Annotated in this window: 18 protein-coding genes and 1 pseudogene; 12 read left to right on the top strand and 7 right to left on the bottom strand. The window is 71.0% G+C overall.

Annotated elements, in window-relative coordinates:
* The first annotated feature begins 234 nt into the window (after nucleotides 1-234).
* From V8690_RS27920 to V8690_RS27905, 4 genes are all read left to right on the top strand, one after another.
* Nucleotides 235-3669, top strand: coding sequence for a S8 family serine peptidase (locus V8690_RS27920; protein WP_338782825.1), 3435 nt, complete (start codon nucleotides 235-237; stop codon nucleotides 3667-3669).
* A 116-nt stretch (nucleotides 3670-3785) separates the two neighbouring features.
* Entirely contained in the window at nucleotides 3786-5477 is a 1692-nt protein-coding gene (locus V8690_RS27915; protein WP_338782824.1) for a rhamnogalacturonan lyase B N-terminal domain-containing protein, read from the top strand.
* A gap of 99 nt (nucleotides 5478-5576) precedes the next feature.
* On the top strand, nucleotides 5577-9326 hold the full coding sequence (locus V8690_RS27910) for a helix-turn-helix domain-containing protein (protein ID WP_338782823.1): 3750 nt from the start codon (nucleotides 5577-5579) through the stop codon (nucleotides 9324-9326).
* A gap of 195 nt (nucleotides 9327-9521) precedes the next feature.
* The gene (locus tag V8690_RS27905) at nucleotides 9522-10961 is read left to right on the top strand and encodes a polysaccharide deacetylase family protein (protein WP_338782822.1); all 1440 of its coding nucleotides are present in this window, start codon (nucleotides 9522-9524) and stop codon (nucleotides 10959-10961) included.
* Nucleotides 10962-11232: 271 nt separating this feature from the next.
* Here the strand turns inward: V8690_RS27905 and V8690_RS27900 are convergent.
* Together V8690_RS27900 and ychF are read right to left on the bottom strand one after the other, a co-directional pair.
* Nucleotides 11233-11444: pseudogene (locus V8690_RS27900) on the bottom strand (glycosyltransferase); the annotation flags it as partial.
* Nucleotides 11445-11653: 209 nt separating this feature from the next.
* Nucleotides 11654-12742, bottom strand: coding sequence for a redox-regulated ATPase YchF (ychF, locus tag V8690_RS27895; RefSeq protein ID WP_338782821.1), 1089 nt, complete (start codon nucleotides 12740-12742; stop codon nucleotides 11654-11656).
* A 412-nt stretch (nucleotides 12743-13154) separates the two neighbouring features.
* Between ychF and V8690_RS27890 the strand changes: the two genes are divergently transcribed.
* On the top strand, nucleotides 13155-13499 hold the full coding sequence (locus tag V8690_RS27890) for a DUF6542 domain-containing protein (protein WP_338785484.1): 345 nt from the start codon (nucleotides 13155-13157) through the stop codon (nucleotides 13497-13499).
* 25 nt (nucleotides 13500-13524) lie between these two features.
* On the opposite strand, the gene V8690_RS27885 is transcribed toward V8690_RS27890, so the two are convergent.
* Nucleotides 13525-14271, bottom strand: coding sequence for an ROK family protein (locus V8690_RS27885; RefSeq protein ID WP_338782820.1), 747 nt, complete (start codon nucleotides 14269-14271; stop codon nucleotides 13525-13527).
* A gap of 69 nt (nucleotides 14272-14340) precedes the next feature.
* Nucleotides 14341-15366: a 4-hydroxy-3-methylbut-2-enyl diphosphate reductase gene (locus V8690_RS27880; RefSeq protein ID WP_338782819.1), complete on the bottom strand. Its 1026-nt coding sequence runs from the start codon at nucleotides 15364-15366 to the stop codon at nucleotides 14341-14343.
* A gap of 158 nt (nucleotides 15367-15524) precedes the next feature.
* On the opposite strand from V8690_RS27880, the gene xseA reads away from it, so the two are divergent.
* The 3 genes from xseA to V8690_RS27865 all read left to right on the top strand — a co-directional run bounded on the left by xseA (nucleotide 15525) and on the right by V8690_RS27865 (nucleotide 17700).
* Nucleotides 15525-16733, top strand: coding sequence for an exodeoxyribonuclease VII large subunit (xseA, locus tag V8690_RS27875; protein WP_338782818.1), 1209 nt, complete (start codon nucleotides 15525-15527; stop codon nucleotides 16731-16733).
* Nucleotides 16734-16742: 9 nt separating this feature from the next.
* Entirely contained in the window at nucleotides 16743-16988 is a 246-nt protein-coding gene (locus V8690_RS27870; RefSeq protein ID WP_020275876.1) for an exodeoxyribonuclease VII small subunit, read from the top strand.
* Nucleotides 16989-17109: 121 nt separating this feature from the next.
* Entirely contained in the window at nucleotides 17110-17700 is a 591-nt protein-coding gene (locus V8690_RS27865) for a malonic semialdehyde reductase (RefSeq protein ID WP_338782817.1), read from the top strand.
* Nucleotides 17701-17786: 86 nt separating this feature from the next.
* Here the strand turns inward: V8690_RS27865 and V8690_RS27860 are convergent, their stop codons facing one another.
* Complete coding sequence (locus V8690_RS27860) at nucleotides 17787-18311, bottom strand: DUF4245 domain-containing protein (RefSeq protein WP_086604578.1); 525 nt, start codon at nucleotides 18309-18311, stop codon at nucleotides 17787-17789.
* A gap of 127 nt (nucleotides 18312-18438) precedes the next feature.
* Here V8690_RS27860 and glpX point away from each other — a divergent pair, with 127 nt between their 5' ends.
* Complete coding sequence (glpX, locus tag V8690_RS27855) at nucleotides 18439-19473, top strand: class II fructose-bisphosphatase (protein ID WP_338782815.1); 1035 nt, start codon at nucleotides 18439-18441, stop codon at nucleotides 19471-19473.
* Between the two features lie 154 nt (nucleotides 19474-19627).
* Here glpX and V8690_RS27850 read toward each other — a convergent pair whose 3' ends face one another.
* Both V8690_RS27850 and V8690_RS27845 read right to left on the bottom strand, forming a co-directional pair.
* Nucleotides 19628-20002, bottom strand: coding sequence for a WhiB family transcriptional regulator (locus tag V8690_RS27850; protein WP_086844991.1), 375 nt, complete (start codon nucleotides 20000-20002; stop codon nucleotides 19628-19630).
* A 173-nt stretch (nucleotides 20003-20175) separates the two neighbouring features.
* Nucleotides 20176-20862: a DUF1707 domain-containing protein gene (locus V8690_RS27845; protein ID WP_338782814.1), complete on the bottom strand. Its 687-nt coding sequence runs from the start codon at nucleotides 20860-20862 to the stop codon at nucleotides 20176-20178.
* A 165-nt stretch (nucleotides 20863-21027) separates the two neighbouring features.
* Here V8690_RS27845 and V8690_RS27840 point away from each other — a divergent pair, with 165 nt between their 5' ends.
* From V8690_RS27840 to V8690_RS27830, 3 genes are all read left to right on the top strand, one after another.
* Nucleotides 21028-22698 carry a fumarate hydratase gene (locus V8690_RS27840; protein ID WP_338782813.1) on the top strand — a complete coding sequence of 557 codons (1671 nt, stop codon included), beginning with the start codon at nucleotides 21028-21030 and terminating at the stop codon, nucleotides 22696-22698.
* Between the two features lie 810 nt (nucleotides 22699-23508).
* Nucleotides 23509-24897, top strand: coding sequence for a class II fumarate hydratase (locus V8690_RS27835; protein ID WP_338782812.1), 1389 nt, complete (start codon nucleotides 23509-23511; stop codon nucleotides 24895-24897).
* 83 nt (nucleotides 24898-24980) lie between these two features.
* Nucleotides 24981-25673, top strand: coding sequence for a DUF402 domain-containing protein (locus tag V8690_RS27830; RefSeq protein WP_338782811.1), 693 nt, complete (start codon nucleotides 24981-24983; stop codon nucleotides 25671-25673).
* The last annotated feature ends 12 nt before the right edge of the window (nucleotides 25674-25685 follow it).

The following is a 25685-nucleotide window of genomic DNA, read 5'->3' as shown; positions in this document are numbered from 1 at the left end:
TCGGGCCGGACGCGCAGCAGCCGCCGCCCCGCATTTTTCAGTGCTGGTCAGGGCCTACTTAACAACTCCCCGGCCGTGCAGAGTCGGTGCGGGCCGGTGGCGATCCCCCCGACACCGGCCCTCTGGCAGGCGGCCCCGGATCCCATGCCCCCTCCGGTGACTCGGGGCCGCCTGCCACTCGCGTACGCGGCTGCGTACGGACCATGCGCCGACGACGGGGAAAGGGACACTTCTTTGCGGAACAAGCGCCAACGGACCAGCAGGAGACCGCGCGGGCACGGCAGGACGGTGTGCGGCATCGCCGCCGTGCTGGCCCTGGCCGGCCTCACCGCGACCGCGACGGTCACCTCCGCCGCACCGATCGGGTCGTCCGGCCCGTCCACCCTGTCCCCGGGCCGCCCGGCGGGGCCGGCCGCGCGCGTGACGCTGCTGACCGGTGACACCGTCGGTGTGGACGGCAACGGCCGGGTGGTCGAGGTGCGGCCGGGCAAGGGCCGTAGCGGTGTCGGGTACTCGGTACGGCGCTTCGCCGGCCACACCTACGTCGTTCCGCTCGACGCGACGAGGCTGCTGGGCAGCGGCAGGCTGGACCGCCGTCTGTTCGACGTCACGGAACTGGTCGAGGACGGTTACGACGACGCGCATCGGGGACAGATGCCACTGATCGTCTCCTACAAGGGCTCCGGCCGTGCCCAGAAGGGGGCCAGGGATGCCCTGGTCGCCGCGGAGGCGGAGGTGACGCACCGGCTGTCGGCCCTCCGCGGCGACGCGCTGACCGCCGACAAGCCGGACGCGGGCAAGGTGTGGCAGGCGCTGACCGACTCCGTCGGCGGCCGCTCCGCGGTGACCGCTGCCCCCGGTATCGACCGGGTGTGGCTGGACGGGCGGGTCAGGATCAGCGCGCGGGAAGCCGTCGCCCCCGACCCGCGGGGAGGGGTCGCGCAGATCGGTGCCCCGACCGCCTGGAAGGCGGGCTACGACGGCAAGGGCGTCAAGGTCGCCGTCCTGGACACCGGCATCGACGCCACCCACCCGGACCTCAAGGGCAAGATCCTCAAGGCCAAGGACTTCAGCGGCTCCGGCTCCACCGACGACAGGCAGGGGCACGGCACCCACGTCGCCTCCACCATCGTGGGCTCCGGGGCGAAGAGCGGCGGGACGTACAAGGGGGTGGCTCCCGGCGCGGAGTTGATGGTCGGAAAGGTCCTGGACGACACGGGCTTCGGTGACGACTCGGACATCATCGCCGGTATGCAGTGGGCCGTGGCGCAGGGCGCCAAGGTCGTCAACATGAGCCTCGGCGACGTCGACACCCCCGATGTCGACCCTCTGGAGAAGGCCGTGAACGACCTGTCGGCCTCCTCCGGCGCCCTGTTCGTGATCGCCGCCGGCAACTCCGGCCCCTCGGACACCACGCTCGGCTCCCCGGGATCGGCCGCCGCCGCCCTGACGGTGGCCGCCGTCGACCGCCACGACGAGATCGCCTCCTTCTCCAGCCGCGGCCCCACCGTCGACGGCCGCCTCAAGCCGGACATCGCCGCGCCCGGCGTCGACATCATCGCCGCGAAGGCCGCCCACGGCACCGAGGGCAACGACGAGGCGCCCGGCTATGTGTCGATGTCCGGCACCTCGATGGCCACCCCGCACGCTGCGGGCGCCGCCGCCATCCTGGCCCAGGAGCACCCCGGCTGGACCGGCGAGCGGCTCAAGGCCGCCCTCACGGCCTCCACCAGGGGGCTGACCGGCGTGACTCCGTACGACGTCGGCGTCGGCCGGGTCGACCTCACCCGGGCGATCGGCACCACCGTCAGCAGCGAGCCGTCGTCGGTCGACTTCGGGACCCCGAACCCCTGGCCGCACCAGGACGACACCCCCGTCACCCGGACTCTCACCTACCGCAACGACGGCACCCGGCCGGTCACCCTGCGCCTGGGCCTCACCGCGACCGGCCCCGACGGCAAGGCCGCGCCCTCCGGCATGGTCACCGTCTCCCCCGCCCGGCTGACCGTCCCTGTAGGCGGCTCGGCGCGGGCGACGGTCAGGGCGGACACCCGGCTCGGCAGCGCCGACGGCCTCTACTCCGGCGCGGTCACCGCGAGCGGTGACGGACAGAGCGTCCGCACCGCCGTGGCGGTCGACCGTGCGGTGGAGTCGCACACGCTGACCCTCGTCACCACCCGCCGGGACGGCAAGCGCGACAACGAGCCCGACGTCACCGTGGCGGGCCTGGACACGGGCAAGCAGTTCACGCCCTACGACGACGGAAAGGCGCGGAACGGCACGGTCACCCTGCGGCTGCCGAAGGGCCGCTACGCGATCAGCGCGACGACCATCACCCCGGCAGGCCGGTCCGCCCAGTTGGTCGCTCCCCGCCTCGTGCTCGACCACGACACCACCGTCGCCCTCGACGGGCGCAAGGCCAAGCCGGTGAAGGTGACCGCTCCGGATCGCCGGGCCACCCTGCGCGACGGCCAGGTCGTCTTCGCCGCCCGCGGCGCCAAGCGGGCCTACGACTTCGCCGCCGCCACCGGCCTCGACGCCGGCACGACCTTCCTCGGTCAGGTCGGCCCGAACGCCCCCGCGGGCTCCTTCATCGCCCAGGCCGGCGGCGTCTGGCAGCGCACCGCGACATCCCCGGCGTACAACCTGGTGACCACGCGCACCGGCGGCTTCTTCGACGGCCTCACCCGTACCTTCGCCTCCACCCGGGGCATGGCCAGGGTGAACACCTCGGTCGCCACGGCCCTGGCCAAGGCGGAGACCGCGCAGAACAACGCGTGGACCACGCCGGGCCGGCCGGCGCTCGACCAGGTCACGTCGGCCTTCGAAGGGCCGCTGCGTGCGGCGCCGACCGCGAAGATCGTGCAGTATCTGTCGACCGACCACGGTGTGCGCTGGATCCTCGGTGCCCGGACGCAGAACGGTACGGACGGAGAGGGTCTGACCGCCTTCGCCACTTCGCGCCGCTTCGAGCCGGACCGTACGTACCGTGTCACTCTGGACGGCGGTGTCCACGGCCCGGTCGTGACACCGACGGAGGTCGTGGGCGGTGTGCGGATCGGGCGGTACTACGCGCTGTGCGTGCCCATGTTCTCGGACGGGCCCGGCAACTTCTCGTACTCCGTGCAGACCAGTGTCCACACCCGGCTCACGTCCGGCGGCAAGGTCATAGGCGACTTCACCGAGGACACCTGCCCCAACACCTACTCCAACCTGCCGGCCCGGACAGCGCGCTACAAGCTGTCCATCACCGCCGACCGCAGCAAGGGCTACAAGGTCAGTGACCACGTCGAGGGCGTGTGGACGTTCACCTCGGCGAACACGCCCGAGACCCGGACGGTCGCCTGGCCGCTCTCCGTCGTCCGTTTCCATCCCGAGCTGAGCCTGACCGGCACGGCGAAGGCGGGCGCCCGGATCACCGTCCCGCTGTCCCTGCAAGGCCCGGCGGCGGCCAAGGGGCATCTGAAGTCGCTGACGGTGAAGGTGTCCTACGACGGCGGCCGCACCTGGAAGCAGCTCCCGGTGCACACCGGGGCGGGGGGCAAGCCTCACCTGACTCTTACCAACCCGGGGAAGCCCGGCACCGTCTCCTTCAGGACGGCCCTCGCCGACACCGCCGGCAACACCTACACCGGCACGATCCGCAACGCCTACCGCACCGTCCGGTAACGGGAAGGCACCCCCGGCGGTGGTGGCCCGGCTCGGCCACCACCGCCGCACACACCACAGCTCAATCAGGCTCTTACGCAAGCTCAATCGGCTTCCTGCTCACGAACGGAACCACCATGGCCGCACACGGTCGCCGGCGCCTGACCCGCCGCGATGTCCTGCTCAGAACCGCCGCCGGCGGGCTCGTCCTCGGCGCGGGCGCCGCGGTCGCCGGTCCGCTGCTCGACTCCGCCGACGCGGCGCCCAGTGCCTTCGGATACCGCGACGACGGACGGGCGTACGTCATCACCACCGGCGCCGACCTGGTCTTCAAGGTCGACCACCGCAACGGCGACCTGACCTCCCTGGTCTACAAGGGCACCGAATACCAGGGCTACGGCAACCGCAACTCACACGTCGAGACCGGCCTGGGCACGTCGACGGTGAGCATCCGCAAGAGCGGCGACACCGTCCTGGTCACCGTCGTCCACGGCACGATGCACCACTACTACGCCGCCCGCCGCGGCGAGAACAACGTCTACATGTGGACCAACAAGGCGGACGCCTCCATCACCGCCACCCGCTACATCGTCCGCGTCAGGCCCGGCCTCTTCCCCAACAACGACCCCGACTCCTGGGACGCCCGCACCGACACCCTGATCGAGGCCCAGGACATCCGCCGCAAGCCGAACGGCACCACCCGTTCCAAGCACTACTCGAACCAGCGCGTCATCGACTACGACCACGTGGGCTGGAGCGACGGCAAGGTCGGCATGTGGATGGTGCGCAGCAACCACGAGAAGGCGTCCGGCGGCCCGTTCTACCGCTCCCTGATGCGCCACCACTACGAGGACGGCGCGGGGCTGTACGAGATCCTCTACTACGGGGAGAACCAGACCGAGCCGATGCGTTTTGGCCTCCAGGGGCCCTACGTCCTCGCCTTCACCGACGGCGGCGCGCCCGCCCGCTCGCTCACGCACGACGTGATCGACACGTCGTGGGTCGACGGTCTGGGTCTGGCCAGCTGGGTCGGCCGCGGCGGTCGCGGGCGGGTCGCCGGCGTCGGCATCAGCGGCCGCGGCGACGGCCACGCCTACACCGTGGGCTTCTCGAACGCCACCGCCCAGTACTGGGCGAAGGCCGACGCGGCAACCGGGCACTTCGTCTCCCCGTACATGCTGCCGGGCACCTACAAGCTCACCGTCTACAAGGACGAACTCGCCGTCCACACCGCGTCCGTCACCGTCACGGCCGGGAAGACGACGGCCCTGCACACGCTGAAGATCACCGCCGACCCGAGCCGGAACGCCGCTCTCTGGCGCATCGGCGACTGGACCGGCACCCCCGGCGGCTTCAAGAACGCGTCCCTGATGACCACCATGCACCCCTCCGACGCACGCGCGAGGCCCTGGACCACGGGCGTCTACACCGTGGGCTCCTCGTCCTCGGCGGACTTCCCCTGCTACCAGTGGGCGGACATCAACAACAGGCTGGCGATCCGCTTCAGGCTGACGCGGCAACAGCTCGCCTCCGGCCACACCCTGAACATCGGCATCACCACCGCGTTCGCGAACGGCAGGCCCAGGATCAGGGTCAACGACTGGGTCTCGGCCGTACCCGCAGCCGCCAAGGAACCGACGACCCGCTCGCTGACCGTGGGCTCCTACCGCGGCAACAACCACACCTACCGCTACGCCATCCCGGCGAGCGCCTGGATCAAGTCCGCCACCGCTGATCAGGAGCTGACGATCGACATCGTCAGCGGCTCGGGCGGCACGGCCTACCTCAGCCCCGGGGTGTCGTACGACTCCATCGAGCTGGTGCCCTGAGCAGGGCGTTCCCGCGCGGTGGACCGGGATTGCCTCCGGAGGGGTGAAAACGTAGGTTGTCGCCCGTTCCTGTGTTCGAGGCTTGAAAGGTGCCACTTCGTGGGCCGACGCGAGAAACCGGTGGATCCCAGCGCCGGTCCGGTGCAGCGCCTCGCGCACGACCTGCGGCTGCTGAGGGAGAAGGCCGGGAAACCGCCGTACCGGGAGATGGCGGAGCGGGCGGGCTACTCCACGACCGCCCTCTCCCAGGCCGCGGCCGGCGACCAGCTGCCGACCCTGGCGGTGGTGCGCGCCTACGCGGAGGCACTCGACGCCGACCCCGACGAGTGGGGGGCCCGCTGGCGGGAGGCGGACGCCGAACTGCGCGCTCCCTCGGCCGACGAGCGGGCTCCCTACCGGGGGCTGGCCCGCTTCGAGCCGGACGACAGCGACCTGTTCTTCGGCCGGGAGGCGCTGGTCCGCGAACTCCTGGACCTGGCGCGCGCGCACCGGTTCGCGGCGGTGTTCGGGCCCTCCGGCAGCGGCAAGTCCTCGCTGCTCCGGGCGGGCCTCATCCCGCTGCTGCGGAAGGCCACGGGTGCCGACCGCCCGGCGGTGGTCCGGGTCCTCACCCCGGGCGAGCGGCCCGCCCACACGCACCGGCAGGCGCTCGTGCCCCAGGACGGCGAGCTGGACACCTGGGTGATCGTCGACCAGTTCGAGGAGCTGTTCACCCTCTGCCACGACCGCGAGGAGCGGGACCGCTTCCTGGACCTGTTGCTCAGCGCGCGGGAGCCGGAGAGCCGCCTGCGGGTGGTGGTCGTGGTGCGCGGCGACTTCTACGGCCACTGTGCCGAGCACCGGGAGCTGGCGGAGGCGGTCGGTCACGCGAACCTGCTGGTCGGGCCGATGAGCGGGGACGAGCTGCGGGAGGTCGTCACCGGTCCCGCCACCGCGGCGGGGCTCAACGTGGAGCGGGTGCTGACCGCGCGGATCATCGAGGAGGTCGGCGACCAGCCGGGTGCGCTGCCGATGCTCTCGCACGCCCTGCTGGAGACGTGGCGCCGCCGCCGGGGCCGCACGCTGACGCTGGCCGCCTACGAGGAGGCGGGCGGCGTGCGCGGGGCGATCGCCGCCACCGCCGAGCAGGTCTACGGCGACCTGGACGAGGACCAGGCCCGTACGGCCCGGCGCATCCTGCTGCGGCTGATCGCCCCGGGGGACCGCACGGCCGACACGCGCCGCCCGGCGTCCCGGTCCGAGCTGGGGCCGGGTGCGCCGGACGTCCTGGAACGTCTGGCCTCCGCCCGCCTGGTGGCCCTGGACGGCGACACCGTGGAACTCGCCCACGAGGCCCTGATCACCGGCTGGCCGCGTCTCGCCGGCTGGATCGAGGAGAGCCGGGAGCGGCTGCGCGCCCAGCGGGCCCTGGGCGAGGCCGCCCGCGCCTGGGAGGAGCTGGACCGTGACCCCGGTGCGTTGTACCGGGGGACCCGGCTGGACCGCGCCGAGGAACTGTTCGGCAGGCAGCGCGAGAAACGGGAGAACCGGGAGAAAGGGGAGGACGACGATCTCACCCGGTCGGAGCGGGCCTTCCTGAGCGCCTCGGCCGCGGCCCGTGACGCCGAGCGGGACGCCGAGACGCGCACGGCCCGCCGTACGCGTGTGCTCACCGTCGGGCTCTCCGTGTTCCTCGTGCTCGCGCTGGCCGCGGGGTTCGTCGCCTGGCAGCGCGACCGGGTGAGCGAGGAGGAGGCCGCCAAGGCCGCCGCCCGCCGCCTGGCCACCGTCGCCGAGAGCCTGCGCGCCACCGACCCGCGCACCGCCTCCCTGCTCGGCGCCGCCGCGTGGCGGATCGCCCCGCTCACCGAGTCCCGCTCGGCCTTGCTGGGCGCGCTCGCCCAGCCGGAACAAGACGCCTTCACCGACCCGCAGACCGGCGAGGACGTCCGGCGCTTCCTCACCGACCAGGGCCGCACCCTGCTCAGAGCCGACGGCAGCCGCGTCACCGCCTGGAACGTGGCCGAGCACCGCCGCACCGGCGCCTACCACCTGCCGAGCGGAGCGGAGGCGTCCGATACCGGCCCGGACGGCCGGTTCCTCGTCCTGACGGCGGCGGACAGCGACACCCTGTGGAACCTCCCGGAGGGTAGGTCCGCCGCCGATCTGGGCGATGCGTACCTCGGGGCGACCGCGCCCGACGGAGACGCGTACCTCATCCAGCCGTTCGACGGGCCCGGCGAGGTGCGGGTCCGGCGGACGGACGACGGCAAGGTCCTCTTCAGCACCGGTGTCTCGCGTGGCCTCACCACGGCGGCCCTCAGTTCCGGTGGACGTCTGGCCGCCCTCTGCCCCGCCGAGAGCCCGCCCCAGGTGTGGGACACCGTGCACGGCAGGCAGCTGCCCGGCGCCTGGCGGAAGGCGGGCAAGACCGTGTGCGGCACCGGCTCGGGAGCGGACGGCGGGGACCGGCTGCTGCGCCTCAGCGCGGACGGCAGGCGGCTGGCCGTGCTCCACGGGACAGCGGCCACCGTCTGGGACGTCCGCAGCGGGCGCGTCGTCGCCGACTTCGCCAGCGGCGGCACCAGCGGCTTCGCCCAGGCCGACCTCTCGCCCGACGGAGAGTTCCTCGCCACGGCCGACGACCAGGAGATCGCCGTATGGCAGCTGGCGTCGGGGGGCGGGCAGGTCTTCCACCGGCCGCTGGCCGGCGCGGAGGTCAGCGACCTGACGTGGACCCCGGACCACGGCCGCCGCATCCTGCGCTACGTCGATCGGGCGACCGTCCACACCTTCGACCTCACGGACCGCCTCGCCCCCCACTGGCAGAGCACCCCGGCCGACGCCACGCTTCTCGGCCCGGACGGCACCACCCTCGCCACCGCCACACGGTCCGGGTCCGGCTACCGCTTCGAACTGCGCTCCACCCGCACGGGCGCCGTCCTCGCCCGGAGCGCGCTCGGCCCCCTGCCGAGCGTCACCGGCGACGAGACCCCGCTGCTGGCCTTCAGCCCGGACGGCCGCACGCTCGCCGTCGCCGACACCACCTCCTCGGGCGGATCCCTGCGGCAGCGCTTCACCGTGTGGGACGTACGGGCCCACAAGGTCCGAACGAGCTTCACCACCTCCGGAGCGGCCGACCGCCCCGTGTCCGCGCTCGCCCTGGGCACCGGCGGGCGCACGGTGATGGCCGTGCGCTCCGCGGGCGACGGCGAGGCGGCGGAGGTCTGGGACACCCGGACCCACCGCGGCCCGCGAACCCTGCACGGTTTCTTCGGACAGGCCGTGGCCGTGCGGCCGGACGGACGGCTGCTCGTCGGCTCCGCCGACCAGTACGCCGACCTGCCCTCCGGCAAGGTCACCGGGTGGGCGCTCGCCGACGGCCGCGAGGTCACCGCGCTCGCCTTCAGCCCCGACGGCACCCGGCTCGCCGTGGGCGACACCACCGGGCACGTGACCCTCTGGGACGGTGACCTGCGCCACGCCACGGGTGTCCTCACCGGCACCTCCGACACGGCACCGAGCAGCCGGGCCGAGGCAGTGGGCGCACTCGCCTTCTCCTCCGACGGGGACACCCTCGCCGTGGGGGGAGCCAACGGCACCCTGCGGCTGTGGGACACCTCCGGCCAGCGGCTGCTCGGCGGCGACCTGCCCTCACCCGGGGACGAGATCCGCTCGCTCGCCTTCGGCCGGGACGACGGCACGGTCTACGCCACCGGCCCGAACGTGGTGCTGCAACGCCACCCCATCGCCCCCGACGCGGCCGTCCGCGCCGTCTGCGAGCGCGCCGGCGGCGGGCTGACCCCGGCGCAGTGGCGGCGGTACGTCCCCGACGCGCCGTACCGGCAGGTCTGCCCGCCGGCGCACTGAACCCCCGCAAAAGGGACATAGCACCACCGGAGTGAGCCCCGGAATTGTTCACAGTGACCCCGGGCCTCGCTGAAAAACGCCCCTGACCAGAACGATCAGAGACCACCACGGCCGTCGGCGTCCTCCTACGCGGCGGCCGGGCCGGCGTCCGGTCCCGCGACGCCCGGAAGGTCCTCTCCCTCAGGTTCTGGTCACATGCGCTCTCACACCCTGCTCCCTTCCCTCCTGCTGCTCGGCTCGCTCACCCTCACGGCAGCCTGTGCGCACGGCACGTCCGAGTCCCCGGCCACGACATCCGCCGGCGCGCGGCCCGGCTCGTCGCCGTCCCCGGTCCGGACGGTCGACCCGTCGAAGATCAAGGGCTTGGAGATCGACAACAACAGCAGCGAGAGCAGCTCCTGCCCGTTCGCGACCAGCTACCCGGACGTGCCGGGCGCGGAGGCGATGACGGCCGCGATGAAGAAGTACGTGGAGCGGCGCCTGGCGACCTTCCGCTCGGGGGCGTGCGGGGACGACTCGGCAGGCGCGGAGGGCCGCGACCTCAACATCAGCCACCAGTTCCTGGTCGCCTCCGGCGACGTGCTCGGCGTCCGCCTCACCACCCAGGACCAGAGTGCCGCGGCGGACGGACTGTCCACTAGTACGTACTGGTACGACGGCAAGGCCGGCGCCTACCGCACGGCACTCGGACTCGTCGCCGACGGCTCCCGGGACGCCTTCCTCGCCGCCTTGAAGGACCAGCTCAAGGACCGGGAGGGCGTGGACGCCGCCGGCCTGGACGACACGTTCTCCGACCCGGAGAGCCGCGACACCGCCCTGGACGACATGGCCTTCACCGCCGACGGCGGACTGCGGGTGCACTTCGACCGCGGCGACGTGGGCGTTCCGGCCGCCGGGGCCCAGACGGTGACCATCCCCGAGAAGACGATCACTCCATGGCTGTCCGCGTTCGGCAAGCGCGCCCAGCGGCAGACCGTGAGCCCCAGCCGTTCACTCGACCTGGGCGCGCCCCACGTCCCCGCTCCGGCCGTCCCCACCCACACCGCCTCCGGTGACGACGACACCGACTGCAAGAAGGTCAAGTGCATCGCCCTGACCTTCGACGACGGCCCCGCCGCCCCCGAGACCGCGACCCTGCTGACCTACCTCGCCCAGTACAAGGCGCGCGTCACCTTCTTCACCGTCGGCCAGAACGTCGCCACGCACCCCGACCTCGTCCGCGCCGAGGCGAAGGCCGGCCACGAGATCGGCAACCACTCCTGGAACCACCCCGACCTCACCCGGCTCACCCCTCAGCAGATCGCCTCCCAGCTCAACCGCACCAGCGCCGCCATCAAGGCAGCCACCGGCAAGACCCCCACCCTCTTCCGCCCGCCCTACGGCGCCATCAACCACACCGTCAAGGCCGCCACCACCCTCTCGCCGGTGCTGTGGGACGTCGACACCGAGGACTGGAAGTACCGCTACCCCGCCAGGGTCGCCCAGACCGTCATCGACAAGGCAAAGCCCGACGACGTCGTCCTCATGCACGACATCCACGCCACCTCTGTCGCCGCCGTCCCCCAGATCCTGCGCACCCTCACCGCCCGCGGCTACCACTTCGTCACCGTCAGCCACCTGCGCGCCACGCTGTGAGGTGAGGGCAGGGCCAGGACGTGCCGGGCCGGTTCCGTGAAGGAACCCGCCCGCCGTCATCGGCATCTACCCAAGCGACCCTTCTACCCGAGCGACCCTCAAGCGCGTGATCACCTCCAGAGGGTGGAAGAAGGGATGAATGGGGTGAAGGGGGACGGGGAGCAACGACCCGCCATGTCCGTCGTCCTGATCGTTGACAACGATGAGGCCAGGCTGTCCACGGCCGTGCCCGGCGCCCCGACCTCTACACCCGGCGTGCCGTCATCGACCAGTTGGTTCGGCGCCGGATCACCCTCAGACGCGGATCCTCGGCGGCGAGCCGCTCCAGCAGGTCCCGCTGCCGTCCGTCGAGCAGTCGTCGACGGCGATCACCTCACGGACCGCCGCTCCTCGGACGAACGCCGAGCGCACCGCGTCTGCCACATGGGGGGCGTCGTCGTACCCGATGGCGACGATGGCGATCTGCGCGCGCTGAAGAGCCATGGATTCCCGGACCGAAGAAAGTCATGTGCGTAATGCTCACTTACGAGGGCTTCCCACCTCGACGGGGAAGAGGGCGCGAACGGGGCCGGGGTTGCGTTCGGCCTTGATCTCGTCCTGCACGGAAACGAAGAAGGGGCCTGCCTCCGAAGAGACAGACCCGATCCGAGCTGCGGGTTTATGAGATCAACCCAACCCTGCTACGCCATCCGCTACACGTTGAAGCGGAACTCCACGACATCCCCGTCCTGCATCACGTAGTCCTTGCCCTCCATACGGGCCTTGCCCTTCGCGCGGGCCTCCGCCACCGAGCCCGTCTCCACCAGGTCGTCGAAGGAGATGACCTCCGCCTTGATGAAGCCCTTCTGGAAGTCGGTGTGGATGACGCCGGCGGCCTCGGGGGCCGTGGCGCCCTTCTTGATGGTCCAGGCGCGGGATTCCTTGGGGCCGGCCGTGAGGTAGGTCTGGAGGCCGAGGGTGCGGAAGCCGACGTGGGCCAGCGTCGCGAGGCCGGGCTCCTCCTGGCCGACGGACTGGAGCAGTTCGAGGGCCTCGTCCTCGTCGAGCTCGGCGAGGTCCGACTCCAGCTTGGCGTTGAGGAAGATCGCCTCGGCGGGGGCGACCAGGGCGCGCTGCTCGTTCTTGAAGTCCTCGTCGACCAGCTCGTCCTCGTCGACGTTGAAGACGTAGAGGAAGGGCTTGGTCGTGAGCAGGTGCAGGTCGTGGAGGAGTTCGTTGCGCTCGCTGCCCTGGACGATGCCGTGCGCGAAGAGCGTGTCGCCCTTCTCCAGGATCTCCTTGGCCTCCTCGACCGCCTTGACCTTGAGCTGGATGTCCTTCTTGATCCGCGACTCCTTCTGGAGACGCGGTAGGACCTTCTCGATGGTCTGGAGGTCCGCGAGGATCAGCTCGGTGTTGATCGTCTCGATGTCGTCCTTGGGCGAGACCTTGCCGTCGACGTGCACGACGTTCTCGTCCTTGAAGGCACGGATGACCTGGCAGATCGCGTCGGACTCGCGGATGTTCGCGAGGAACTTGTTGCCCAGGCCCTCGCCCTCGGACGCGCCGCGCACGATGCCCGCGATGTCGACGAAGTCGACCGTGGCCGGGAGGATCCGCTCCGACTTGAAGATCTCGGCCAGCCTGCCGAGCCGCGGGTCGGGGACGCCGACGACGCCCACGTTCGGCTCGATCGTGGCGAACGGGTAGTTGGCCGCCAGCACGTCGTTCTTGGTCAGGGCGTTGAACAGGGTCGACTTGCCGACATTCGGCAGACCGACGATTCCGATCGTGAGCGACACGTTGCGACTTCCCGTGAGTGGAGAGGGCCAGGGGGCCAGGGGACCGGCCGATCCACCAGTCTACGGCGTACCCGAAACCACCCTGGCGGCCTATCGAACGCTTGGCCAAGCCTCGGCCCACGGCGTGTCTGAAGGGCTATTCGGCATATTGAACGACCTAAGTTGGTGCAGTGGAGCAATACAGGACGCGACCTGCCCAGTACGGACCGCGACGTGACCGGCCGAGATCGTCCCTGCCGCCGCAGGCGGGACGGGGAGCGAGCGGCGGGGCGGTGCGAGCGGTCCGGCAGCCCGGACCGCAACGCCGGCCCGCGGCGGTACGGCGGCCGGCCCCGCGCCGGCACCCGCCGCGGCGAGGCTGCCGAACCCCCGGCTGACCGGTCTGGGCAGCGGGTTGTTCTGCGCGCTCGTGATGTTCCTGCTCGGCGGGCTCTGCGCGGTGCTGTTCGGGGCGTCACTTACGGCGTACGGGGTGCTGTTCCTGCCGGTGTGCGTGCTCACCGCCGTCTGGGTGCGCCGCGGGGATCTGATGACCGCGCCCGTCGTGGTGCCGATCGCGTTCGCCGTTGGGCTGCTGCCGGTGGCGGACGGCGACGGTGGGACCGGCGGCAAGCTGATGGGGCTGGTGACGGCGCTCGCCACACAGGCCGGGTGGCTGTACGGCGGCACGCTCATCGCCGGGGTGATCGTGATCGCCCGGCGGATGCGGCTGGTGCACCGGCGACGGGCCGCGGCCGGGACGCGTCCGCCGACGTGACAGCCGGGGTGCCGAACGCCGGTGCCTAGTGTCCCGCCGCCCGCATCGCCGCCCCCACGATCCCCGCGTTGTTCTGCAACTGCGCCGGGACGATCTCCGCCTTGATGCCCTCGATGTGGGGCAGGAACTTCTGTGACTTGCGGCTGACACCACCGCCGATGATGAACAGGTCGGGCGCGAACAGCATCTCGACGTGTGCGAGGTACTTGCGCACGCGGTGCACCGCCCAGTACTCCCACGTCATGTCGTGGTCCTCCCGGGCCTTGCTGGAGGCCCGCTTCTCCGCGTCGTGCCCGTCGAGCTCCAGGTGGCCCAGCTCGGTGTTGGGGACCAGCACGCCGTCGGCGAAGACCGCGCTGCCGATGCCCGTGCCGAACGTGAGCACGATCACCGTGCCCCGGCGGCCGCGGCCGGCGCCGAAGTGCATCTCGGCGACGCCCGCCGCGTCCGCGTCGTTCACCACCGTCACCGGCAGTCCGCCCAGCCGCTCGCCGAGCAGCACGCGCGCGTCGGTGTCGATCCAGCTGTCGTCGACGTTCGCCGCTGTCCGGATCGTGGCTCCGTCGGTGACCACGCCCGGGAACGTGACCCCGACCGGGCCCGTCCAGCCGAAGTGGTCGACGACCTGCTTGACGCCGTCGGCCACCCCGTCGGGCGTGGCCGGCTGCGGGGTGAGGACCTTGTGGCGCTCCTGCGCCAGGTCGCCCTTGTCCAGGTCCACCGGGGCACCCTTGATCCCGGAACCGCCGATGTCCACGCCGAAGATGTGCATGGCCCTACGTTACGACGAGGGACTGACAGTCACCGGCCGGAGGGCGATCCCCGCCCAGCGGCTCCCCGATCACTCCCCGGAATCCTCACCGGTTCCGGCGCCGCGGCGCTCGGCGACCAGCGCCGCCGCCTCCTCGCGCAGGTCGCGGCGCAACTCCTTGGGCAGCGAGAAGGTGATGGACTCCTCGGCCGCCTTGACGATCTCGACGTCCTCGAAGCCGTGCCGGGAGAGCCACTCCAGGACCTGCTCGACCAGGACCTCCGGGACGGAGGCGCCCGAGGTCACACCGACCGTGGAGACACCCTCCAGCCAGGCCTCGTCGATCTCGTCGGCGAAGTCCACGAGGTACGCCGCGCGCGCTCCCGCGATCTTGGCGACCTCCACGAGCCGCTTGGAGTTGGAGGAGTTGCGGGAGCCGACCACGATGACCAGGTCCGACTCGGCGCCCATCTGCTTCACGGCCAGCTGGCGGTTCTGCGTGGCGTAGCAGATGTCGTCGCTGGGCGGGGAGATGAGCTGCGGGAACTTCTCCTTCAGGGCGTCGACGGTCTCCATGGTCTCGTCGACGGACAGCGTGGTCTGGGAGAGCCAGACGACCTTGGACGGGTCGCGGACCTCGACCTTCTGCACATCGCCCGGCCCGTCGACGAGCTGGATGTGGTCGGGGGCCTCGCCGGAGGTGCCGATGACCTCCTCGTGGCCCTCGTGGCCGATCAGGAGGATGTCGTAGTCCTCGCTCGCGAAGCGGACGGCTTCCTTGTGGACCTTGGTGACCAGCGGGCAGGTGGCGTCGATGGTGGCGAGGCGGCCGCGCTCGGCCTCCTCGTGGACGACGGGGGCCACGCCGTGCGCCGAGAACATGACGATGTTCCCCGGGGGCACCTCCTCCGTCCGCTCGACGAAGATGGCGCCCTTCTTCTCCAGGGTCTGCACGACGTACTTGTTGTGGACGATCTCGTGCCGGACGTAGACAGGAGCGCCGTACTGCTCCAGCGCTTTCTCGACGGCGATCACGGCGCGGTCCACACCCGCGCAGTAGCCACGGGGGGCGGCGAGCAGGACACGGCGGCCAGGCGAAGCAGACATGCGTCCCATCGTAAGGCCGGGTTCGGCGGGTCGAAGATCGCGTGCGTGTGGAGTCCCCGGGAAGACTGACAGGGCGCGATGTGAGTGACGGGTTGCGAAGGCGCCGGGACCCCGCGTCGCCGGGCGGGTGGGCCGCGTTGTCAGCGGTGGCCACTACTCTCGCGGACATGGCTGTGAACACGTCTCCGGAATCCCCGCTCCCCGTCGGTGAGGTGTCGCGGCTCATCGGGGGGTGGATCGACCGGCTCGGTGCGGTGTGGGTCGAGGGGCAGATCACGCAGTTGTCGCGGCGGCCGGGCGCCGGTGTGGTGTTCCTGACGCTGCGGGATCCCTCATACGACGTCTCCGTCAGCGTCACCTGCTACCGGCAGGTGTTCGACGCCGTCGCGGACGTGGTGAGCGAGGGCGCCCGGGTCGTCGTCCTGGCGAAGCCCGAGTGGTACGCCCCGCGTGGGCAGCTGTCGCTGCGGGCCGCCGAGATAAGGCCCGTCGGGGTCGGCGAGCTGCTGGCGCGGCTGGAGCAGTTGAAGAAGGCCCTCACGCGCGAGGGGCTGTTCGCGCCGGAGCGCAAGAAGCCGCTGCCCTTCCTGCCGCAGCTCGTCGGGCTGGTCTGCGGACGGGCCTCGGCCGCCGAGCGGGACGTGCTGGAGAACGCCCGGCACCGCTGGCCCGCCGTGCGCTTCGAGGTGCGCAACGTCGCCGTGCAGGGCGTGCACGCCGTGCCGCAGGTCGTGCAGGCCGTGAAGGAGCTGGACGCGATCGAGGACGTGGACGTGATCATCGTCGCGCGCGGTGGCGGCAGCGTGGAGGACCTGCTGCCGTTCTCCGACGAGCAGTTGATCCGGACGGTCGCCGAGTGCCGTACGCCCGTGGTGTCCGCGATCGGGCACGAGCCCGACAATCCGCTCCTCGACCACGTCGCCGACGTGCGCGCCTCCACCCCGACCGACGCCGCGAAGAAGGTCGTGCCGGACGTCGGCGAGGAGTACGAGCGGGTGCGGCTGCTGCGGGACCGGGCGCGGCGGTGCGTGGCGGCGCTGGTGGAGCGGGAGGAGCGCGGGCTGGCCCACGCGCTCGCGCGGCCGTCGATAGAGGATCCGCACCGGATGATCGACGAGCGCGCCGACCATGTGGCGGACCTGCTCGACCGGGGCCGGCGCTGTCTGCGGCACCAGCTCGACCGGGCCGACTCGGAGCTGTCGCACACGCACGCGCGCGTGGTGGCCCTCTCCCCCGCCGCGACCCTGAAGCGCGGGTACGCCGTGCTCCAGAAGGCGGACGGGCACGCCGTCCGCGACCCCGGCGAGGTGGCGGCCGGCGAGGCCCTGCGCGCGCGGGTCTCCGAGGGTGAGTTCTCCGTACGAGTGGACACATAGGGTGGGTGGATGACCAGCGAGGTTGATGAGACACCGGGCATGACCGAGGCGCTCGGGTACGAGCAGGCGCGGGATGAGCTGATCGAGGTCGTCCGCCGTCTGGAGGCGGGCGGTACGACGCTGGAGGAGTCCCTCGCGCTCTGGGAGCGCGGCGAGGAGCTGGCCAAGGTGTGCCGGCGCTGGCTGGACGGGGCGCGGGCGCGGCTGGACGCGGCGCTGGCGGAGGAGACCGCGGACGAGGCGGACGCGGAGTAGCACGAACGGCTCACTGTGAGGTGAGACACGACGTTCCGGATTTGATTGAACGTTGAACTTCACTCGCGTACGGTCGGAGACATCAGACGTACCCGCTCGAGAAGGTTCAGAAGGTTCATCCATGACTCTCGTCCTTGATCCCGCCGCGCAGGACCTGCTGTTCCGCGAGGCCCGCACCGCCAACACCTTCACCGACGAGCCGGTGACCGACGAGCAGGTGCAGGCGATCTACGACCTGGTCAAGTACGGCCCGACCGCCTTCAACCAGACCCCGCTGCGCATCACCCTGGTCCGCTCCCCCGAGGCCCGCGAGCGCCTGGTGCGGCACATGGCCGAGGGCAACCAGCCCAAGACCGCCGCCGCCCCGCTGGTCGCGATCCTCTCCGCGGACAACGAGTTCCACGAGGAGCTGCCGCACCTGTTCCCGGCCATGCCGCAGGTGAAGGACCTCTTCTTCGCCGAGCGCCCGGTCCGCGAGAACGCCGCGACGCTGAACGCCGCCCTCCAGGCCGCGTACTTCATCGTCGGCGTCCGCGCCGCCGGTCTCGCCGCCGGCCCGATGACCGGCTTCGACTTCGAGGGTGTGCGCAAGGAGTTCCTGGATGGCGACCACACCCCGCTGATGGTCGTCAACATCGGCCGGCCGGGCCCGGACGCCTGGTACCCGCGCTCCCCGCGTCTGGAGTTCGACCAGGTCGTCACGACCGTCTGACCGACGGACGACGGAAACGAAAGGCCCCCGGCACACACCGGGGGCCTTCTCCATGTGTACGGGTCTCACTCCGTGCGTACGGGGTCTCACTCCGTTTTCAGCGCGTCCGCCATCTTGGTCAGCTGCGCGAACGACGCGGTGCCCGTCACGACCGTCGTCGAGCCCTTGGTGCCCTCGAGGACCAGCGCGTCGTACCGGCCGCCCTCGTAGCGGGTCCAGGTCCGGCCGTCGATCTTCTCGGTCTTCCCGGTCTCCCGCGCGCCCTGGGTCGCCTCGTCGACGAAGACGGGACGCCGCTGAGTGGACTGCTCGACGGCCACGTACTCCCCCTCGGGATCGTGGAAGCCGAGGTGCCAGGCGTCGAACTCGTCGCCCTGGAAGCGGACGGAGGTGGCCTTCCATGTGTCGGGCAGTCCTTGGGGCGCGGCCACGGGGTACGAGGCGGCGCGGCGTGCCGTGAGCAGCTCGACGCGGTAGTCGACGCGCTTGATGTCGGGCGCGCTGTCGTCGTGCGGGATGAAGAGGTATATGACGCCCGCCACCAGGACGATGACTCCCATGGAGAGGATCATGTCCCGCGCCGTCTTCTGCTTGCCGTTCGTGCCTGCCACGCCCCCTATCGTCGCAGGTCTCCGGTGCGCTCATCCGTGGGGGCCCCTGCTCATTTTGCGGGCTCGGCGATAGAGTCGGGCAACAACACCCTCATCCGGCCGTCGTCGTACAGAAAGGTGCGCTCCGATGACCGAGAATCATCACTTGCCGTCCGAACTCGATGTGCCCTCCGAGGCCCCCGACCGCAACCTCGCCCTGGAGCTGGTCCGGGTGACCGAGGCAGCGGCGATGGCCGCGGGCCGTTGGGTCGGGCGGGGCGACAAGAACGGCGCCGACGGTGCCGCGGTGCGTGCCATGCGGACCCTCGTCTCCACCGTCTCGATGAACGGCGTCGTCGTCATCGGCGAGGGCGAGAAGGACGAGGCCCCGATGCTGTTCAACGGGGAGCGCGTGGGCGACGGGACCGGGCCCGAGTGCGACATCGCCGTCGACCCGATCGACGGCACCACGCTGACCGCGAAGGGCATGACGAACGCGATCGCGGTGCTGGCCGCCGCCGAGCGCGGGTCCATGTTCGACCCGTCCGCCGTCTTCTACATGGACAAGCTCGTCACCGGGCCCGACGCGGCCGACTTCGTCGACATCAACGCGCCGGTGTCGGTGAACATCCGACGGGTCGCCAAGGCCAAGCGGTCCGCGCCCGAGGACGTGACGGTGGTGATCCTGGACCGGCCGCGGCACGAGGGCATCATCAAGGAGATCCGGGACACCGGTGCGCGGATCAAGCTGATCTCCGACGGCGATGTGGCCGGCTCGATCCTGGCGCTGCGCGAGGGCACGGGCGTCGATCTGCTGCTCGGCATCGGCGGTACGCCGGAGGGCATCATCTCGGCCTGTGCGGTGAAGTGCCTGGGCGGCACGATCCAGGGCAAGCTGTGGCCCAAGGACGACGAGGAGCGGCAGCGGGCGGTCGACGCGGGGCATGATCTCGACCGGGTGCTGACGACGGAGGATCTGGTCACCGGGGAGAACGTGTTCTTCGTGGCGACCGGGATCACCGACGGGGAGCTGCTGCGGGGTGTTCGGTACCGGGCGGAGACCGCTACGACCGACTCCATTGTCATGCGGTCCCGTTCGGGCACGGTTCGTCGGATCGATTCCGAGCATCGGCTGAGCAAGCTGCGGGCCTACAGCGCGATCGACTTCGACAAAGGGAAGTAGCGCCGCCCAAGGGGTGGGGACTGCGGATCACCGGCGAGTGCGGGTCGGTTGTGGTTGATCGCGCAGTTCCCCGCGCCCCTGGCTTGGGCGGCTCGCCCGCGACGAAAGGGCGCCCCCGGTGCGGTGGGGGCGCCCTTTTCGTCGTGCGTGCCGGTCAGCCCGCCGCGGCTATCGTGCTCGCCGGACGGGCCGCTTTCTTCAGCTCCAGGTCGCGGCGGCGGCGTCGGGCCAGGACCACGCGGCGCTCGGCGGCGGTGAGGCCGCCCCAGACGCCGTAGGGCTCGGGCTGGAGGAGGGCGTGCTCGCGGCATTCGACCATCACCGGGCAGCGCGCACAGACCCGTTTCGCCGCCTCCTCCCGGGACAGCCGGGCGGCGGTGGGCTCCTTGGAGGGGGCGAAGAACAGCCCCGCCTCGTCACGCCGGCACACCGCCTCGGTGTGCCACGGGGCGTCTTGGTCCCTGTCTCGCGCTGGCACCCGCGGGGCCGGAACGGCAGCTACCAGGGACGAATGCGGCGGTTGCAGCACGGTCTACTCCTGACGACGGCTTCGCGAGCGAGAGACGATGCAGCAAGGCCTACCCGCTGTGCGCGCGCCTATGCACTGAGTTCCGAAGCGCTGGTTTCGCCCCCGTTTTCGGGCTCCGTGGAGCGGCGTGACCGGTGGACCGATTCGCTCCGGTCCCGGCGGATTCGCGACTGTCAATGGTTCAGGTGTCTGCGCAAACCCTTGTCAGCCTTGCGCCGCACCCGGTCGAGGATGTCCGCGACGACCTTGCCGCGCCGGGGCCGCGCCTCGACGCTGCCCAGGACGGCCCAGCCGTCGACATAGACGATGGGGGCCTCCGGTTCGCCCGAGTCGAGCGTGTCCACCTCGAAGCTGCCGAGCACGCCGCCGCCCATGCCGCGCAGCGACACGTTCTCCGGAACCCGGATCTCGACGCTGCCGAAGATCGAGAACGACTTGATCACGACCTGCTGGTGATCGAAGAGCGCCTCGCTGAGGTCTATCTCGACACTGCCGAAGATCGCGTACGCGTGGATACGGCGGCCCGCGCGCCAGCGGCCCTTGCGGACGGCGCTGCTGAAGATCGCGACCACGTTGTCGTCCGGGTCGATCGGGATGGCGCCGGCCGTGGGGCGGTACGGGGCCGGGGCCGGTGACGGGCCGGGGCCCTGGCGGTGGGCGGCGGGCAGATCCCGTATGAAGACGTCCAGTTCGCCGACCGTCTTGGCGCGCAGCACCCCCTCGACGCGCTCGGCGTGCTCGTCCGCGGTGAGACGGCCCTCGGCGAGGGCGTCGTGCAGGATGTCGGCGATGCGGTCGCGCTCGGCGTCGGAGGCGCGGAGCTCGGAGACGGCGGGCGCGGTCTGCTTCTGAAGGTCCACGGCAGCAGCGTACCGAAACACGATAGATCGCGACACCCCCTGTCGCGGCCGAGTGTGACGAACTGAGCCTTACCTCACGGGCTCGCTGTCGGAGACAGGTTCTAGTCTGGTGGGCGCTCGCCAAAGGAGGCGGGCCGCCGTCTGTCGAGTGAGGAATGGGCTGAGATGCCTGAGTTCGCGTACACCGATCTGCTCCCCCAGGGAGAGGACACCACGCCGTACCGGCTGGTGACCTCCGAAGGTGTCTCCACGGTCGAGGGGCCGGACGGGCGGACCTTCCTCAAGGTGGAGCCGGAGGCGCTGCGCAAGCTCGCCGAGGAGGCCATCCACGACATCCAGCACTACCTGCGCCCGGCCCACCTCGCGCAGCTGCGCCGCATCATCGACGACCCCGAGGCGTCCGGCAACGACAAGTTCGTGGCGCTGGACCTGCTGAAGAACGCGAACATCGCGGCGGCGGGCGTGCTGCCGATGTGCCAGGACACGGGCACGGCGATCGTGATGGGCAAGCGCGGTCAGAACGTGCTGACGGAGGGTGGCGACGAGGAGGCCCTGTCCCGCGGCATCTACGACGCCTACCAGAACCTCAACCTGCGCTACTCGCAGATGGCTCCGCTCACCATGTGGGAGGAGAAGAACACCGGCTCCAACCTTCCCGCGCAGATCGAGCTGTACGCGACCGACGGCGGCGCCTACAAGTTCCTGTTCATGGCGAAGGGCGGCGGCTCGGCCAACAAGTCGTTCCTGTACCAGGAGACGAAGGCCGTCCTGAACGAGTCCTCCATGATGAAGTTCCTGGAGGAGAAGATCCGTTCGCTGGGTACGGCTGCCTGTCCGCCGTACCACCTGGCGATCGTGGTCGGCGGTACGAGCGCCGAGTACGCGCTGAAGACCGCGAAGTACGCGTCCGCGCACTACCTGGACGAGATCCCGGCGGAGGGGTCGGCGCTCGGGCACGGCTTCCGGGACAAGGAGCTGGAGCAGAAGGTCTTCGAGCTGACGCAGAGGATCGGGATCGGGGCGCAGTTCGGCGGGAAGTACTTCTGCCACGACGTGCGCGTGGTGCGGCTGCCGCGGCACGGGGCGTCCTGCCCGGTCGCCATCGCCGTGTCCTGCTCCGCCGACCGTCAGGCCGTCGCGAAGATCACGGCCGAGGGGGTCTTCCTGGAGCAGTTGGAGACGGACCCGGCGCGGTTCCTGCCGGAGACGACGGACGAGCAGCTGGAGTCCGAGGGTGACGTCGTCAAGATCGACCTGAATCAGCCGATGGAGACGATCCTGGCGGAGCTGACGAAGTACCCGGTGAAGACCCGCCTGTCGCTGACCGGTCCGCTGGTCGTGGCCCGTGACATCGCGCACGCCAAGATCAAGGAGCGGCTGGACGCGGGTGAGGAGATGCCGCAGTACCTGAAGGACCATCCGGTGTACTACGCGGGCCCGGCCAAGACGCCGGAGGGTTACGCGTCCGGCTCCTTCGGCCCGACGACGGCCGGGCGGATGGACAGCTACGTCGAGCAGTTCCAGGCGGCGGGTGGGTCCAAGGTGATGCTGGCGAAGGGCAACCGGAGCAAGCAGGTCACGGACGCTTGTGCGTCACACGGTGGCTTCTACCTGGGCTCCATCGGCGGCCCGGCGGCGCGGCTCGCGCAGGACTGCATCAAGAAGGTCGAGGTCGTCGAGTACGAGGAGCTCGGCATGGAGGCCGTCTGGAAGATCGAAGTCGAGGACTTCCCGGCGTTCATCGTCGTGGACGACAAGGGCAACGACTTCTTCCAGGACCCGGCGCCGGCGCCGACGTTCACGAGCATTCCGGTGCGGGGGCCGGGGCTGGCGTAGGGCCCGGGAGGGGCGACGGGGAGTGGACTTCGCCCCCGCCGCCCCTACCCGTCCCGTCCTCAGGGGCTCCGCCCCTTCGACCCCGCCGGGGGGCTCCGCCCCCTGGCCCCCGGCCTTGCCCCCCAACCGCCCGACACGGTCGGACAAGAGCCCCCGGCACCGGCGGGGACTACGTCCCCCGCACCCCTCAGTGGCCTCGGGCCCCCAGGTCCCCTCACGGGACTCGGATGTCTACCCCGTCACGGGCCTCGGATCCCCACCCCGGCCACGGGCCTCGGATCCCCCTCACGGGTCTCGGTCCCCCGGCCCCTCACGAGTCTTCAAGCCCCGCCCTCCTGGGTCTTCAAGCCCCGCCCGCGGCGGTCCTCAAGCCCGGTCCGCGTGGGTCTACGAGGCCCGCTCCCCAACGGGCCATCATGGGCCCGCCCCGCACAGGCACTCAGGAACCGCCTGCCCCACGGTCATCAGAGCCCCGCCCTCACGGGGTTCCAGACGACCTCCATGCGCCTCCAGGCCAGGCCCAGCCCCCACAGGCCTTCAAAGCCCCCTGCGCCATCACGGGCAGGCCCCGCGCAGGCACTCAGGACCCGCCCCCACCGTCATCAGGACCCCGCCCTCACGGGACTCCAGACCCGACCCCCATCCGCCTCCAGGCCCGGCCCAGCCCCCACAGGCCTTCAAAGCCCGCACCTCATGGCCATCAAGGCCCCCAGAACACGCCCTCATCGTTTCAGGCCCCACCCCCTGATCCGTCTCCCCCCATTCGCCCCACCCAGGAACATCACCGCCCCCTCGATCGCTATAGGCGGTATGAGCGACGAATACCGCATCGAGCACGACTCCATGGGCGAAGTACGTGTCCCCGCCGACGCCAAGTGGCGGGCTCAGACGCAGCGTGCTGTCGAGAACTTCCCGATTTCCGGTCAACGGATCGAGCGGGCGCACATCGAGGCGCTGGCCCGTATCAAGGGCGCCGCGGCGAAGGTGAACGCGCGGCTCGGGGTGCTCGACGAGGATGTCGCCGGGGCGATCCAGCAGGCCGCCGGCGAGGTGGCCGAGGGGAAGTGGGACGCGCACTTTCCCGTCGACGTGTTCCAGACCGGGTCCGGGACCTCGTCCAACATGAACGCCAACGAGGTCATCGCCACCCTCGCCACCGAGCGGCTGGGCAGGAGCGTCCACCCGAACGACCACGTCAACGCCTCCCAGTCGTCCAATGACGTGTTCCCGTCCTCGATCCACATCGCCGCCACCGCCGCCGTCACCCGTGATCTGATTCCAGCCCTGGACCACCTCGCCGCCTCCCTGGAGCGCAAGGCCGGGGAGTTCTCCGATGTCGTGAAGTCGGGGCGGACCCACCTCATGGATGCCACGCCCGTGACGCTGGGGCAGGAGTTCGGCGGGTACGCCGCCCAGGTGCGGTACGGGATCGAGCGGCTGGAGGCGTCCCTCCCCCGGCTCGCCGAACTGCCGCTGGGGGGTACGGCCGTCGGCACCGGTATCAACACCCCGCCCGGTTTCTCAGCCGCCGTGATCGAGGAAGTCGCCCGTACGACCGGGCTGCCCCTCACCGAGGCCCGGAACCACTTCGAGGCGCAGGGCGCGCGGGACGGCATCGTCGAGACCAGCGGGCAACTGCGGACCATCGCGGTCGGGCTGACGAAGATCGCCAACGACCTGCGGTGGATGTCCTCCGGGCCGCGCACCGGCCTCGCCGAGATCGCCCTGCCCGACCTCCAGCCCGGCTCGTCGATCATGCCGGGCAAGGTGAATCCGGTCATTCCGGAGGCCGTGCTCATGGTGTGCGCACAAGTCGTCGGCAACGACGCCACCGTCGCCACCGCCGGCGCCGCCGGAAACTTCGAGCTCAACGTCATGCTGCCCGTCATCGCGAAGAACGTGCTGGAGTCCATCCGGCTGCTCACGGGCGCCACGCGGCTGCTCGCCGACCGGACCGTCGACGGCATCACCGCCGACCGCGAACGGGCGCGGGAGTACGCCGAGTCCTCGCCCTCCGTCGTCACACCGCTCAACAAGTACATCGGCTACGAGGAGGCCGCCAAGGTCGCCAAGAAGGCGCTGGCCGAGCGGAAGACCATCCGTCAGGTCGTGCTGGAGAGCGGGTATGCGGAGCGCGGGGAGCTGACCCTGGAGCAGCTCGACGAGGCGCTGGATGTCCTGCGGATGACGCGCCCGTGACGGTTCGTCGAGAACGTAGGCCCGGCGCGTGAACCGTGACACGCGCCGCAGCGTCGTATGCCCATGGCACCTAATATCTGTGCATGGCAGACGGTGGAGCGGTGAGACGCGTGGAAACGGGTGGTGCGGCAGGCTTCTGGGAGCCCGGGAGCGAGATCCTGTGGCGATACCGGGAGAACGGCGGCTCGCGTTTCCACATCGCGCGTCCCGTCACCGTCGTACGGGACGACGCGGAGCTGCTCGCCGTGTGGCTGGCGCCCGGCACGGAGTGCGTGCGGCCCGTGCTCGCCGACGGCACCGCCGTGCACCTGGAGCCGCTGGAGTCCCGCTACACCAAGCCGCGGACCGTGCAGCGCGACCGCTGGTTCGGCACGGGCGTGCTGAAGCTGGCCCGGCCCGGCGAGCCCTGGTCGGTGTGGCTGTTCTGGGAGCCGGGCTGGCGGTTCAAGAACTGGTACGTGAACCTGGAGGAGCCTCTGGCCCGTTGGGCGGGCGGCGTGGACTCCGTCGACCACTTCCTGGACATCTCCGTGCACCCGGACCGCACGTGGCACTGGCGCGACGAGGACGAGTTCGCCCAGGCTCTGCGGGACGGGCTGATGGACGACCGGGGGGCCGAAAGGGTACGGGCGGCCGGGCGCGCCGCCGTGGAGGTGATCCGCGCCTGGGGGCCACCGTTCTCGGAAGGCTGGCAGCACTGGCGCCCGGATCCGTCCTGGGCGGTACCGTCACTGCCGGAGGACTGGGATCGTACGCCCGCGCATGTGTCCTCATGAGACCCTTGATGC

Source organism: Streptomyces sp. DG1A-41, assembly GCF_037055355.1.
GTDB lineage: Bacteria > Actinomycetota > Actinomycetes > Streptomycetales > Streptomycetaceae > Streptomyces.
This window is presented reverse-complemented; position numbering and strand designations above follow the sequence as displayed.